A 13,814-nucleotide genomic window follows, 5' to 3' on the forward strand; every position below is an offset into this window, starting at 1 on the left:
TCTGAGCCCTTCCTCTCTTTCACCGCGGATATTCGCGAGCTGGTCGCGTAAAATTTCAGCCGGGCTTCGTACAATACTTTGTTTTCCCGATTGGCACTCAAATTCTCCCACTCTTTGATTGCGTCAAGCACTTCCTACCCATTCATCGCCCATTCCTCCAGTTCCTGCAAAATGTCCGTGTCAACCGTCTTTTTCCGGTAATCTGCAGCAGAAAGCATCATCAGCCACGGATAGGCTGCCGGCGGTTTCGCTTTTCTCCCTCGTCTATATTGTTTCCACTTAGCCCGGGTAATGCAGGTATTCACCCGAGTCTCATTTTAAAGTCGTGATAGCCGAATTCACGGACAATTGCGCAGTCGCCGTTTTTATATTGGATCGCGATGGCCGGAAGCGGCATGCCATTAAAGGTGGTATTTTTCACCATGGTGTAGATGGCCATATCGCCAAATACAAGGCGAACGCCTTCTTTAAGCGGCTTATCGAAGGAATAATCGCCGATCGTATCGCCGGCGAGGCATGTCTGGCCGCCAAGCCGGTACGTATACGGTTTTTCGCCCGGCTCCCCGGCCCCGATGAGCGGCGGGCGGTACGGCATTTCCAGCACATCCGGCATATGGCACGAGGCGGACGTATCGAGGATCGCGATGTCCATGCCGTTTTTCACCGTGTCAAGCACTGTCGTGACAAGATAGCCGGCATTTAAAGCAACAGCTTCGCCCGGCTCAAGGTAGACTTCCAAACCGTATTTGTCCTGCATCCGCTTGATGCATTTTTCGAGCAAGGGAATGTCATAGCCTTCCCTCGTAATATGGTGGCCGCCGCCGAAATTGATCCATTCCATTTGCGGCAGCCATTCCCCGAACTTTTCTTCAACGGCATTCAGCGTTGTCTCCAGATCGTCCGCATTTTGCTGGCAGAGCGTGTGGAAATGGAGGCCGGTTACGCCGTCCAGAAGATCAGGGCGGAACTGTTCCTGCGTCACACCGAAGCGCGAGCCCGGCGAACAAGGGTCATAAATTGCATGCCCGGTCTGTGTCGAGCATTCCGGATTGATGCGCAGGCCCGCCTTTTTCCCGCCTGCAATCACGCGGCCTTTAAATTTCTCAAGCTGTGAAAATGAATTAAAAATAACATGATCGCAAATCGAGACGATCTCATCGATTTCATCTTCACGGTAAGCGGCGGAAAAAATATGGTTTTCTTTCCCCATTTCCTCATGCCCGAGGCGCGCTTCATACAAGCCGCTTGCTGTTGTCCCGCTCAAGTATTTGCCGATGAGCGGGTACAAAGCAAACATCGAAAAAGCTTTTTGCGCCAAAACAATTTTGCATCCGGTCCGTTTCATCACGCCGTTTAAAATTTTCAAATTGTCTTCGAGCTTTTGTTCATCAACTACATAGCAAGGCGTCGGCAGTTCTTCAAATCGCATCAGTCGACAAGCTCCGGATTATAGCTTTCTTTCCACGGCAGGCCCCATTTGTTCAGAGCTTCCATGAACGGATCAGGATCGAACTCTTCCACATTATAAACGCCTTTTCTGTCCCATTTGCCCTGGATCAGCATCATCGCGCCGATCATCGCCGGCACGCCGGTTGTGTACGATACCGCCTGCGAGCCGACTTCTTTGTAGCAGGCTTCATGGTCGCACACATTGTAAAGGTAATAGGTTTTGTCCTTGCCGTCTTTTTTGCCGCGGAAAATGCAGCCGATATTCGTTTTCCCTTTTGTGCGCGGGCCGAGGGAAGCCGGATCCGGCAGCACAGCTTTCAGAAATTGCAGCGGCACGATTTGTTTGCCTTCAAATTCAATCGGCTCAATTGAAGTCATGCCGACGTTTTCCAGGCATTTCAAATGTGTCAGGTAACTTTCGCCAAACGTCATGAAGAAACGGATCCGTTTAATGCCAGGGATATTTGCGGCAAGCGACTCCAGCTCTTCATGGTGCAGCAGGTACATGTCGCGTTCGCCGATTTCAGGAAAATCATACACGCGTTTGATCTCCATCGGTTTTGTTTCGATCCATTTGCCGTTTTCCCAGTAGCTGCCGTTGGCGGAAACTTCGCGGATGTTGATTTCCGGGTTGAAGTTTGTTGCGAACGGATAGCCATGGTCGCCGGCATTGCAGTCCAAAATATCAATATAATTGATTTCATCAAAATGGTGTTTCAGGGCATAAGCGGAAAATACGCCTGTTACGCCCGGGTCAAAGCCGCTGCCGAGAAGGGCGGTAATGCCGGCTTCTTCAAAACGTTCGCGGTATGCCCATTGCCATTTGTATTCAAATTTTGCCGTGTCTTCCGGCTCATAGTTCGCGGTGTCGAGATAGTTTGTTTTTGTTTGAAGGCAGGCTTCCATGATGGTTAAATCCTGGTAAGGCAGCGCCAGATTCATGACGACATCCGGTTTCACTTTTTCAATTAAAGCAACCAGTTCATCGACGTGATTGGCATCGACCTGTGCAGTCGTCACTTTCGTTTTTCCGCCGTCAAGCTTTGCTTTTAACGCATCGCATTTTGATTTCGTGCGGCTTGCGATACAGATTTCTTCAAAGACTTCGCTGTTTTGGACACATTTATGCGCAGCGACCGATGCTACGCCGCCGGCCCCGATAATCAACGCTTTTCCCATTCTTCTGTCTCCTTCAAATAGAATTTTTGCATAATAAAAAGCAAGTGCAATCCGCATACGTGCGCACAACACTTGCTTGAAATCATCATCCTAAAAAAGCATGCATATCCGCATAAACAGATATACGCCAGCCATAAAAGTCCGTGGACAATATGGAAGAAAGCTTTATATTCTTATAGGATCAGAGTCTATATAGCAAATAATTACTTTTACCACTCTTATTGATCGTTTCACAAGTTGATGTGCACAAGCACCGGTTGTAAAGTAACCAACTTATAAAATTTGAGTTTCCCACTCAATCAATAAGGCAACCAAAAGTTGCCGATTCGGCATTTGGCCCGGCACACCGATGCCTTTACTCCACTGGCCAAAATTATCTGCTTGGAAAGACTCCTGATGCTGAATATATGCTTTCCAAATCATGCTCTTCTATCGTATCAGCACGGACTTAAAATAGCAAGAAGAAAAATTTTCTTAAACCATATCGGGACGGCTGCGTTTCAAAGGGGGGCTCCTCCCCGGATCTCTATTTTCCAAAACGGTATGCCCGGATGGCTGAAAAAACGCCATCATTCCGGCATGAGTTCCAGTTTTGAGTGGATCGTTACGTCATTAAAATCAATGCCCAATTGAATGGCAGTTTGCGCCACCTCCGGACGGATGCCGGAAAGAATGCATTTTACCCCGATTAACCGCAGCGTCTCAATCAGCCGGAAAATTTGCTGGGCGACCATCGTATCGATGACGACCACGCCGGATAAATCAATGTACAGAAGGAGAACGCTTTTTTCTGCGCATTGTTCGAGTGTTTTTTCCAGAATAATTTTCGCACGGTTGGAATCAATTTCCCCGACAAGCGGCAGCAGCGCGGTATTTTTGCCGACCATAATGACGGGGGAACTCAGCTCTTTAATCGTTTCCTGCTGGGACTCCAACCGCTTTAAGGAATAATGGTGGTTTTCTTTCATAAACCAGAGCATGACATGTTCGAATGTCCGGATGATCGCCCTTCTCCAAAAATTCAGTTCCTCGTATGTATATTTTCCCTCGTGGGCTGCAACAAATGAATCAAACAGATCGAGATATTGTTCCTGCGTGTGGAAGAACTCGCGCAAAATAAAGTGGTTTGGTGTGGAAAGATGCTCTTCATCCTGTGCAACGTTCATTACCCACTTTTCAAAATGGTGTAAAAATGTATCTTCATCTTTTAAAAACACTTCACAAAACTGGACGTGGAACTCGTGGTTTTGCTCTTTCAGTTTTGCAACCACTTCGGGGTCGGTGGACGCATAAACCCCCTGCACGGTGCTTTTGTCGAGCGATGCGTACCAGTCTTCCGTCAATTGCCATGTTTTTTCAAGGAAAAATTGATGCAATGCCTGTCTTAGCTCCATTTTATCACCCGCATGATGTAAGATTTAATTGATTATCATTATCATTTTCGCAGTTTCTTTGTCTTTCTATTTTAAAATAAAATTCTATTTATTGAAATAGAAATGATGGATTTGGGAAAGAAAAAACCCGTTTTCTCTATAGAATGAAAAAACGGTGGGACACGATTCATGATGGTGTCCCGCCGTTTTATATTTCATTGGTTTTTTTCAGCGGCTTTGAAACGCCCGCCCGTTTTTTTCTGCTGTTATTTTATCGCTTGCCACTGCCAGTTTTCGATTTCCGGTAGATCTGTGCCTTCTTCGCGGATGTACGCATGATGTTTTTGCAGCATGCCGTCCATTTCGCTGATGAGGGCTGCGTGCCGGGCTGCATCAGGCAGGTTTGACACCACTTCTTTTACAAGGTCAAACCGATCCATTTGGTTCATCACGCGCATATCAAACGGCGTCGTGATATCCCCATTTTCACGGTAGCCGTGCACATGCAGATTGTGGTTTGCACGGTCAAAAAACAAGTCTTTGATCAGGCCTTCGTAGCCGTGGAAGGCAAAAACAACCGGTTTGTCCTTTGTAAAATAGGCGTCGAACGCTTCATCCGAAAGGCCGCGCTAAAAAAAATCCGGGAATGACCTGGAAGCGGGCGGGGAACGATGCCGCACATTGGTTGGGCATGCCAGCGACTGAATTTGGGAAAAAGAATGAAACAAGCACCGTTCCGGAACATGGAACAGTGCCCCTCCTTAGTTTTCGCCCGTTTCCTGTACCCAGACAGAAACGCTGCCGCCGTTCACCGGAAATGCCGCATAGCCGTTTTCGCCAATTGTAATTTTTTCCTGCCGGTTGCCGGTGGCGTCCACCCAAACCTCGCCAGCGCGCTCTTTTCCGGCAAGCATTCTTTTTTCGCCGTTCTCGCCGTTTGAGATGACGACGGCACAGCCGGAATGCGGCATCTCCGGAACGCCGCGGCGTACCCAGCCGATGGTGTTCGGATGGTCAAAATAATCATCCTGCTCGCCATACGCTTTTTCCCGCCGGACAGATAAAAGCGGGGAAAGGGCGCCTTTTTTTCCGGGAATCGGATGGTCGCCGCCGATGCCGTACATATCCCCGTAAAAGACGCACGGATAACCGTCTTTCCGCAGCAGGATCAAAGCATAGGCGCTCTGCTTAAACCAGTCGTCCACCCATGATTCCAGCGATTCGTTCGGCTGTGAATCATGGTTATCGACAAACGTAACAGCATTCAGCGGGTGCGTTTGAACGAGCGTATCATGAAAAATCGTCGTGAGGTCAAACGCGCGCCCTTTTTTAGATGCTTCATGCAATTTATAATGGAGTGCAACATCGAACAAATCGATTTTAAACTGGACATGGTCGAGGTATTTTTGGCACGCTTCCAGCTGCGGATTCCAGAACTCGCCGACAAAATAAAAATGGTCTCCGCGGTGTTCCATTAAGGCAGCGGCAAAGTCGCGGATAAAGTCATGGTTGATATGCTTAATGGCATCGAGCCGGTAGCCGTCACAACCGGTCGTATCGGCCAGCCATTTTCCCCATTCGATCATTTCTTTTTTTACATCCGGATGGTTGTAATCAATGTCCGCGTACATCAAGTAATCAAAGTTTCCAAATTCGTTGTCAACATGCTCATCCCAATGCTTATTTTCCCCGACAATACGGAAAATGCCGTTCCGCCCTGTCCGGTTGTCGTAATCGACGCCACTGAAATGGGTATGATTCCACGTAAAATCAGAATACTTGTCTTTCCGGTTTGTAAAATTGAACTTTGTCCAGCCTTCTATTTCAAATGGTTCGGAAATTTCTTTGGTGCGGTCCATCGGGTCGACTTCCACCACTTGGAAAGCTTCGGTTTCATCCGCGCCCGCTTTATGGTTCATGACGACATCGATATAGACCTGGATATCGTGCTCGTGACAGGCGTTGATCGCTTCATGTAATTGCTGTTTCGTCCCGTACTTTGTCCTGACGGTGCCTTTCTGGTCAAACTCCCCGAGGTCGTAATGGTCGTACACCCCGTAACCATTGTCCATGTCTGACTGCCCTTTCGTCACAGGCGGAAGCCAGACGGCATCAATCCCGGTTTTCTTTAATTCGGGCGCCATTTCTTTCAGCCGGTTCCAATGGCTGCCGTCTGCCGGCGTATTCCATTCAAAAAACTGCATGATTGTATGATTCCGTTCCAAGAAAAGTACCCCTTCCAAAAGAAGTAATAGTTGATGCGTTTAGTATAAGTGAATGTGGAAAAATTTTCAATCAATTATGATTTTAAGCATGCCAAAAGGTGAATAGAACAAAGGTACTATTCCCGCTTTTGATCCGCGAAAACATATTTTTACAGGCAGGTTTTCCTTTTGCTTCCATAAATATGATTTGAATCCGGCCCCCGGCTCTGCTCTGACCGCCCGATTCGGTTGTTTGGCCGCTTCATCTATTATAAAATAGTGATAAGTCTGTAAAAAAGGTGGGAAACCGATGAAAAATATACTGGTAAAGTTCACGGGAGCATGTGCCGGAAGGAGAGGGAGATGGGTAACGCTTGCCGCATGGATCCTGGTCGTGTCCGTTTTGTCTGCTGTTTTTCCGAATGTGAATAAAGTAACGGATAACAGCGCAGCAAATCTGCCGGACTCTGCCATGTCGGTCCGGGCTGAAAAGGTGGCTGAAAAGCAGTTCCCGGATGCGGGCACGCCGCTTCTTATCGCCTGGTACCGTGAAGGCGGCCTCTCGCAGCAGGATTACGGAACAATTGCTAAATTGTACGGGGATTTAAAGAAAAACCCGCTTCCCGCACAAAGTTTTATCCCACCGTACGAAAAAATGCCGCCGCAGGCACTGGGCGGGCAGGCTTCAAAAGACGGCACAACGATTGTTACGCCGGTATTTATGGAAAAAAGCGCAGGGACGGATGAACTCGCCGATAACTTGAAAGAATTGAAAAAGAGAGTGACATCCTTCGAATCGAAAGCCGTTTTGAATAAGAAACTGGCGGATACCGGCCTGCATGTCCGTTTCACAGGGCCTGTGGGCATATCCACGGATGCGGTGTCCCTATTTAGCAAAGCGGATATCACCCTGTTGATTGCTACCGTGCTGCTTGTGCTGGTGCTCTTGATTGTATTGTACCGGTCGCCGATTTTGGCGCTTGTTCCGCTTATCGGTGTCGTATTTGCTTATGGGGCAATCGGGCCGATATTGGGTTTTCTTGCAAAAGAAGGCATCATTACAGTGGATTCCCAGGCCACTTCGATCATGACTGTCCTTTTATTCGGGGCCGGCACGGATTACTGTTTATTTCTTGTTTCGAAATACCGTGAATGTTTGCTGGGAGAAGAAGATAAGATAAAAGCGCTGCACACAGCCATCCGGCATTCGGGCGGCGCGATTATGGTCAGTGCGATTACGGTCGTGCTCAGCCTGTTCACCTTGCTGTTTGCGCACTACGGGACGTATCAGCGGTTTGCCGTTCCGTTCAGCCTTGCCATTTTTATCATGGGCATTGCTGCATTGACACTGCTGCCGGCGCTGCTTTCCATTTTAGGCCGGGCTTCTTTCTTTCCGTTTATTCCGAGAACAGAACAAATGGCCAGCGCCCTGGAAGCGAAAAAAGGGAAAAAGATCCGCCGTCATGCTGCACATGGGAAATGGAGCCGGAAAGTGGGAGAAGCGGTCACAAGAAAGCCTTGGCTTATCATTGTACTGAGCGTCATCATTCTCGGCGGGCTCGCTTCCTTCGTACCGAAAATCGCGTATACGCAGAACTTGATCGAGTCATTCCCGAAAGATATGCCGTCACGCGAAGGCTATGAAATCATCGCAGACCATTTTTCGCCGGGCGAGCTGGCGCCTGTCCAGGTGATCGCCAATACGGAAGGAAAAGGCGCGAATGTAAAGGCAGCGCTTGAAAAACTGCCGTTTGTTGACACCGTAACCGGACCGCAATACGGGGAAAAAGATAAACAATATGAATCTTACAATGTACGATTAAAAGATAACCCGTACAGTGAAAAAGCAATTCAATCCATCCCGGTGATACAAAAGCAATTGCAAAAGGCCGGCCTGTCCAAAAGCCAAATCTGGATCGGCGGCGTTACCTCTTCCCTTTATGATACGGCAAAGGTGACTGAAAGGGATATGAAGGTCATTGTCCCGTCTGTCATTTTCATCATTGCCATTTTGTTGCTGCTGTATTTGCGGTCACTCGTTGCCATGGTTTACTTGATTCTGACAGTTCTGCTTTCCTATGTGGCGGCATTGGGCGCAGGCTGGCTGCTGATCCATTATGGGTTGGGCATTTCTGCCATCCAGGACCTGATTCCGCTCTATGCATTTGTATTCCTTGTCGCCCTTGGCGAAGACTACAATATTTTCATGATCTCGGGCATTTGGAAAAATAAACAGCATTTGCCGCACAGGCGCGCGATTGCCCTTGGCGTAACAGAAACAGGTGCTGTCATTACCTCAGCCGGGCTGATCTTAGCCGGAACGTTTGCAGTTTTAACGGTGCTCCCGATCCAAATATTGGTTCAGTTCGGCATTGTAACCGCGATTGGCGTCCTGCTGGATACCTTTGTCGTCCGCCCGCTGCTCGTGCCGGCGATTACCACCGTGCTCGGCCGCTATGCTTTCTGGCCGGGAAAATTATTTGCGAAAGCGGAACCTGTAAAAAGTGAAGACTGATCGCTTTTATTTCGAATGAATGAAAGATTCTCTCGTTCAAAGGGTTTACAGGCGCCGCACCATTTTCTAAAATGGTAAGGAACACCTACCCGACCGGGAGAGGTATTGAACAGTTGCATAAGCATGAGGTTCATAGCAAACCCTCTATAAAAAACTATGGATAAATGGATCAAAAAGCCATGTCCATACGGGATGTGGCTTTTTTCATCTTATTCTGGCACGGGTCTGCGCCTCTCTTGGAAAAAATGACGGGAACATTTTTGACAGGAGGTTTTTTTATGGCTGGAAGAAAACAGGAAGAAGGATTGCAGGACTTAACATTGCTCGGCAACCAAAAAACAAAATACCCGGTGGATTACGATCCCGGGGTATTGGAGGCGGTTGACAATCTGCATGCGGACCGTGACTATTTTGTAAAATTCAACTGCCCGGAATTTACAAGTCTGTGCCCGCTTACCGGACAACCGGATTTTGCAACCATGTATATTTCTTATATACCGGACAAAAAAATTGTCGAAAGCAAATCTCTGAAACTGTATCTTTTCAGTTTCCGCAACCATGGCGATTTTCATGAAGACTGCGTCAATATCATCATGGACGATCTCATCAAGCTGCTCGATCCCCGCTACATTGAAGTGTGGGGAAAATTTACGCCGCGCGGGGGCATCTCTATCGATCCGTGGTGCAATTACGGGAAGCCGGGCACCAAATATGAAGACATGGCCCATTTTCGCCTGATGCATCACGATCTGTATCCTGAAAAAGTGGATAACCGGTGAGGGGGATACAGATGAATGCATACTTAAATGGCATGTTTGTCGGGCTGCTGATTTTATCGAATATCATTTCTGTGAAGCTGTTTCATATTGGCGATGCGATTGTGCTGCCCGCTGCCGCCATCATTTACATTTTTACGTATCCCCTTGTTGATGTGACGGTGGAAGTTTACGGGAAAAAGGCGGGCCGGGCGACTGTCCGGGCAGGTTTTCTCACCCAAATTCTTGCCCTGGTTTTTATCGTGGCCGCCATCCATCTCCCGGCTGCCCCTTCTTTTCAGCACCAGGATGCCTTTAAAACAATTTTAAGCGGCAGTTTCCGCGTCGTGTTGGCCAGCCTGATTTCGTATTGGGTCAGCCAGAATCTCGATGTTTTTGTATTCCATAAGCTGAAAACAAGGCATGGCAGAAAAAAGCTGTGGCTGCGCAACAATGCTTCCACAATGTTCAGCCAGTTGATCGATACGTCTATTTTTATCGTGATAGCTTTTTACGGAACGGTGCCGGCCGGGATGATCGGAACGCTGATTCTCACCCAGTATGTTTTTAAATTCGCAGCTTCGGTCGCCATGACCCCGGTTGTCTATTTGCTTGTCGGGCTGATCCGCAGAACCCGGAGCGGCAATGGGCCGCAAACTGTCCCGGAAGCAGCAGAAAAAGGAAGCGCATAAAACTTTGCACGAACGGAACCGGCTTCTTTTGTGCCCGGCATGAAGGAAGCCGCAACTGTTTCCGGCTGAAACAGCGGATGGCGAATGCTGGTTTTCTGATAAAAAGATGATTCACGGCATTAACCAGAAAGAAAATGTTGTAGCATAAAAAGCAGTACATACCCATACCAGTCTTGCCAATTACCAGAATCAGGAAGGAGCATTCCTGTAATGAAGGAAATTTGAGGTTTGCACAAAAAAGAGCCCCCCTGGTATGATACGAGGTGTCCAAAGCTTCAAACGGACCCTTAATTGATATCCAGGGAGGACTCACCATGAATTATACCCAGAATCACAAGATTTCGCAAATCACGGCATCAACGCGTATGTGTCAAGTTTTTCTCGATAAGGTTTAAATATCGGGATTCCGAGACACTCTTTTTGTACACTTTCGTATAGATTGATAACGGGGGTGTTGATGCGCGCGAAATTCACTCGCTTTCCGCGGGCGGCCGGCGAGCCTCCTCGCTCGTACCTCGCTGCGGGGTCTCTCCTGGCCCGCTTTTCCCGCAGGAGTCTCGTAAATTTCGCGCGCATCAACGATCAGTCCCCCACATACCAGGCTTAAAACGAAAGCTCTAATATTTTGCTTAAATGCCCCATTGCCGATGAACGGCTTGAATGCAGGGAAACTGATCCGTGCTTTACGCCGATTGACGGGCGTACAGGCTGCTTGAATAGTTGAGACATCCTGATGGATTGTTGCAAGCTCCGTTGCTTTCTCGCGCTTCTTGAACGGTGTTTCAGATAGGTTTCCTGCAATGTCCCGTTAAGCATGCCCTGTTTCACCTTTACCATGGCTTCGGCGCCAGCTTTACTCCAATGCATCCCCCTTTTCTTCATTCTGAATGAGATATGCCTTTGATTTGATTCCATTGCCCCCAGGCCTCTCGCACCTTCCGGTACGTTCTCTACCTTGTCCCTCCAGTCAAAAATGCGGTCCCAGTTTTTTAGGATGTACGAACGAAACTCCTTGACTTTCTTAAGGCTCTTTTCATCCGTCAATGTGCTTTCATGCGTATCCAAATACAATGTGAATTGGTCTAGGTCATGCGTTCTAATCGCTTTTCTAATTTGCTCTTTGATCTCGCTCTTTCCGCCCCCGAATGTCCTTACGATGGCTTGTGCAACGTGGTAGGTATCCAGCTGGTTGAGCACCGGAAATTCCGACTGTGAGAATGCTGTTTGAAACCGTTCAGCTGTATACCCTGCACCTCCATCGCTGTTTGTAATGACATGCGCTTTTTCAAGAGAGTAGGTGTTGGCAGCTTTGGCTTGCACTTCATCCCAAAATGTCTGGATTGCTTCCGTCGTCATGATAACTGTTGGCTGACGCAGGGAGACCCTTTTGCCATTGGCTTCCCATCCCTCATAGAGAATGGCGTGGTGGACTTCCATACTCTGTTTCTTTTTCAGTCCCCGGACAAATACACCATCTGCCTCGGAAAACAGATAGTCTACCTTCTTCCCGCCAGGCAGTGAGGCAGCTACTTCCAGCTCTTCTACAAGTGCCCTGTCAGCTTCCGCCTGTGTTTTTCCTACGCGTTTCACCATTTTCCCTACAGTTGTGTGACTAAGGCTCACTGCTGTCCATTCTTTTAAAACATCAGCTACCTTCCGATAGGTGTTCTCGCTTGCCAGCTCTGCCACCTTCAATTCCACTAACGGGCTGTATCTCTGATGTGGTACCAGCCCCAAGCATTCATCCAGAGGGTAATGCGAACCCCCTCTCTTGTCATGCATGAATGAGCGTTTAAAATTCACACTTCCAAATAGAAACTGAACGCTCCTGTAATCACTCCGGCAGTACTGCCAGCCTTCCGCCTGTTTCTTCAGTCTAATCGTTTGATCTAACTTCTCAAATACGTCCCCAACCCATTGTGTAAAAACTTTTTGCATCAGAATTTTAACCTGTTCTTCAAATTCAATAAGACTCTTTGTATCCTTTAATAATCCAGCAATTATTGATATAATATCCATGGGAAGACCTCTCTCTAGATGTTCATTTCATGGTGTACATTTAGATGATAGAGTGTCTTCCTATTTTTTTCCACTCATCTGCCCCTGCGAGTAAAATTTTACACATACCATCAACGCTCATTATCGGCATTGATGTAGCGAAGGACAAACATGTCGCACGAGCGCAGGATGACAGAGGCATTGAGTTTGGCAAACGTCTGATCTTTGAAAATCGATTTCATGGCTTTCAAACCCTGTTGGATTGGATGGAAAGACAAAGAAAACAGAACCACAAAGACCATGTGATTTTCGGTGTTGAACCGACAGGGCATTTTTGGCTCAGCCTTGCCTATTTTCTTACGGCTAAGGGTTATGATTTTGTTTTGGTCAATCCGATGCACGTCAAGAAAAGCAAAGAGCTGGATGACAATTCGCCAACGAAAAACGATACGAAAGATGCCAAAGTGATTGCGCAGCTGATTAAGGACGGGCGATACTCCGTACCCAATCTCCTGGACGGCATTTATGCCGAACTAAGAGAAGGCGCCAAATTAAGAGATCAGCTCGTTAAACAGCTTATGATCACAGATGGCCGTATTCAAAACGTTATTCAGCGCTACTTTCCGGAGTTTTTTGACGTATTTAAAGACTGGGAAGGCAAAGCGGCCCTTTGTACCTTAAAAAGTTTTCCATTTCCTTCACAAATCAAGGAAATGACTCCTGAAGAAGTGCTAGAGAAATGGAAGACACAGGTTAAAAGAGGTGTCGGCATCAAAAAGGCAACAAAGCTTGTGGAAGCAGTCAGAAAGAGTATTGGCATTCAAGCTGGCATGAAGTTTGCCAAACGGGAAATAGACTGCCTGCTTGAGCAGTATGAGCTTTACAATCAACAAATCAAACAGTTGGATCAAGAACTGGAAAGCCTGGTAGAAGATCTCCCGGGAGCCAGGCAAATGATGGCTATCCCAGGCCTGGGCAAGACCACAGTCGCTTTATTTTTCGCTGAGGTGGGTGACATTACAAAGTATAACCACCCCCAACAGCTTGTAAATTTAGCAGGGCTCTCATTGAAAGAACATAGTTCAGGGAAGTTTAAAGGGCAAACAACCATCACAAAACGGGGAAGAAAGAGGCTTCGAAGAGCCTTGTATTTGGCAATTCGCCCACTGGTTGTGCACAATCCGACGTTTAAAGCCCTGCACCAATATTATACAAAACGCCCTGAACACCCGTTAAAGAAACAGCAGTCACTCATAGCCTTGTGTTGCAAGTTATTGCGAGTCCTGTTTGCCATCGGCAACAAACAATGCGATTTTGATGGGGCAAAATTATTGCAAGGATTGCCTCAAATAGAAACATTACAGGTAGCTTAAAAAAGTAAGGCAGCTCTTAAATACAGCTTTATTCCAAATAAAAACACCAATAGTGCAGAGCCGGAGTTTATTTATTCCATTCGGGCATCATGACCCAGTTGAGGAGCATATCCGGCCTCCACCTCATGGATACGCAGGACGAAGGAATGTGTGGACCCCGATCCTGGGAGACATAGGAGGGTGAGCGACCGTGAGTTGTGTGGAGATTTTACGCACGGTTATATCTTTTTATTTACCAAATATATCCAATTTGGTTGTTAGGATGGACCTTACCCT

The 13,814-nt window shown here is 47.5% G+C and carries 10 protein-coding genes and 1 pseudogene; 4 read left to right on the forward strand and 7 right to left on the reverse strand.

Features of this window, described 5'->3' with window-relative positions; translation table 11 throughout:
- Window positions 1-134 precede the first annotated feature (134 nt).
- The 6 genes and pseudogenes from ABR335_RS00750 to ABR335_RS00775 all read right to left on the reverse strand — a co-directional run bounded on the left by ABR335_RS00750 (window position 135) and on the right by ABR335_RS00775 (window position 6,226).
- Window positions 135-305, reverse strand: coding sequence for a hypothetical protein (locus ABR335_RS00750; RefSeq protein WP_235601536.1), 171 nt, complete (start codon window positions 303-305; stop codon window positions 135-137).
- Entirely contained in the window at window positions 302-1,429 is a 1,128-nt protein-coding gene (gene nspC / locus ABR335_RS00755; RefSeq protein ID WP_013860853.1) for a carboxynorspermidine decarboxylase, read from the reverse strand. The genes ABR335_RS00750 and nspC overlap by 4 nt, the downstream gene beginning before the upstream one ends.
- Window positions 1,429-2,628: a saccharopine dehydrogenase family protein gene (locus ABR335_RS00760; protein ID WP_013860852.1), complete on the reverse strand. Its 1,200-nt coding sequence runs from the start codon at window positions 2,626-2,628 to the stop codon at window positions 1,429-1,431. The genes nspC and ABR335_RS00760 overlap by 1 nt, the downstream gene beginning before the upstream one ends.
- A 569-nt stretch (window positions 2,629-3,197) precedes the next feature.
- Window positions 3,198-4,022 (reverse strand): STAS domain-containing protein, encoded by an 825-nt coding sequence (locus tag ABR335_RS00765; protein ID WP_026104592.1) that lies wholly within the window; start codon window positions 4,020-4,022, stop codon window positions 3,198-3,200.
- 245 nt (window positions 4,023-4,267) lie between these two features.
- Window positions 4,268-4,630: pseudogene (locus tag ABR335_RS00770) on the reverse strand (phosphoketolase); the annotation flags it as partial.
- A gap of 132 nt (window positions 4,631-4,762) precedes the next feature.
- Entirely contained in the window at window positions 4,763-6,226 is a 1,464-nt protein-coding gene (locus tag ABR335_RS00775) for an alpha-amylase (RefSeq protein ID WP_350346404.1), read from the reverse strand.
- Between the two features lie 289 nt (window positions 6,227-6,515).
- Here ABR335_RS00775 and ABR335_RS00780 point away from each other — a divergent pair, with 289 nt between their 5' ends.
- The 3 genes from ABR335_RS00780 (at window position 6,516) to ABR335_RS00790 (ending at window position 10,167) form a co-directional block, all read left to right on the forward strand.
- Window positions 6,516-8,720, forward strand: coding sequence for an MMPL family transporter (locus tag ABR335_RS00780; RefSeq protein ID WP_017551192.1), 2,205 nt, complete (start codon window positions 6,516-6,518; stop codon window positions 8,718-8,720).
- A gap of 278 nt (window positions 8,721-8,998) precedes the next feature.
- Window positions 8,999-9,499, forward strand: coding sequence for a preQ(1) synthase (gene queF / locus ABR335_RS00785; protein ID WP_017551191.1), 501 nt, complete (start codon window positions 8,999-9,001; stop codon window positions 9,497-9,499).
- 11 nt (window positions 9,500-9,510) lie between these two features.
- The gene (locus ABR335_RS00790) at window positions 9,511-10,167 is read left to right on the forward strand and encodes a queuosine precursor transporter (protein WP_017551190.1); all 657 of its coding nucleotides are present in this window, start codon (window positions 9,511-9,513) and stop codon (window positions 10,165-10,167) included.
- Window positions 10,168-10,770: 603 nt separating this feature from the next.
- On the opposite strand, the gene ABR335_RS00795 is transcribed toward ABR335_RS00790, so the two are convergent.
- Window positions 10,771-12,186 carry an ISLre2 family transposase gene (locus ABR335_RS00795; RefSeq protein ID WP_211062258.1) on the reverse strand — a complete coding sequence of 472 codons (1,416 nt, stop codon included), beginning with the start codon at window positions 12,184-12,186 and terminating at the stop codon, window positions 10,771-10,773.
- Between the two features lie 44 nt (window positions 12,187-12,230).
- On the opposite strand from ABR335_RS00795, the gene ABR335_RS00800 reads away from it, so the two are divergent.
- Window positions 12,231-13,538, forward strand: a complete 1,308-nt coding sequence (locus ABR335_RS00800; protein ID WP_350346405.1) for an IS110 family transposase — start codon at window positions 12,231-12,233, stop codon at window positions 13,536-13,538.
- Window positions 13,539-13,814 lie beyond the last annotated feature (276 nt).

It is taken from the genome of Heyndrickxia faecalis (assembly GCF_040267745.1).
Lineage (GTDB): Bacteria > Bacillota > Bacilli > Bacillales > Bacillaceae_C > Weizmannia > Weizmannia faecalis.

Excerpts from the sequence above, each read along its gene's own strand:
- nspC (WP_013860853.1), bottom strand. The coding sequence starts at position 1,429 with ATGCGATTTGAAGAACTGCCGACGCCTTGCTATGTAGTTGATGAACAA.
- ABR335_RS00760 (WP_013860852.1), bottom strand. The coding sequence starts at position 2,628 with ATGGGAAAAGCGTTGATTATCGGGGCCGGCGGCGTAGCATCGGTCGCT.
- ABR335_RS00765 (WP_026104592.1), bottom strand. The coding sequence starts at position 4,022 with ATGGAGCTAAGACAGGCATTGCATCAATTTTTCCTTGAAAAAACATGG.
- ABR335_RS00780 (WP_017551192.1), top strand. The coding sequence starts at position 6,516 with ATGAAAAATATACTGGTAAAGTTCACGGGAGCATGTGCCGGAAGGAGA.
- queF (WP_017551191.1), top strand. The coding sequence starts at position 8,999 with ATGGCTGGAAGAAAACAGGAAGAAGGATTGCAGGACTTAACATTGCTC.
- ABR335_RS00790 (WP_017551190.1), top strand. The coding sequence starts at position 9,511 with ATGAATGCATACTTAAATGGCATGTTTGTCGGGCTGCTGATTTTATCG.
- ABR335_RS00795 (WP_211062258.1), bottom strand. The coding sequence starts at position 12,186 with ATGGATATTATATCAATAATTGCTGGATTATTAAAGGATACAAAGAGT.
- ABR335_RS00800 (WP_350346405.1), top strand. The coding sequence starts at position 12,231 with ATGATAGAGTGTCTTCCTATTTTTTTCCACTCATCTGCCCCTGCGAGT.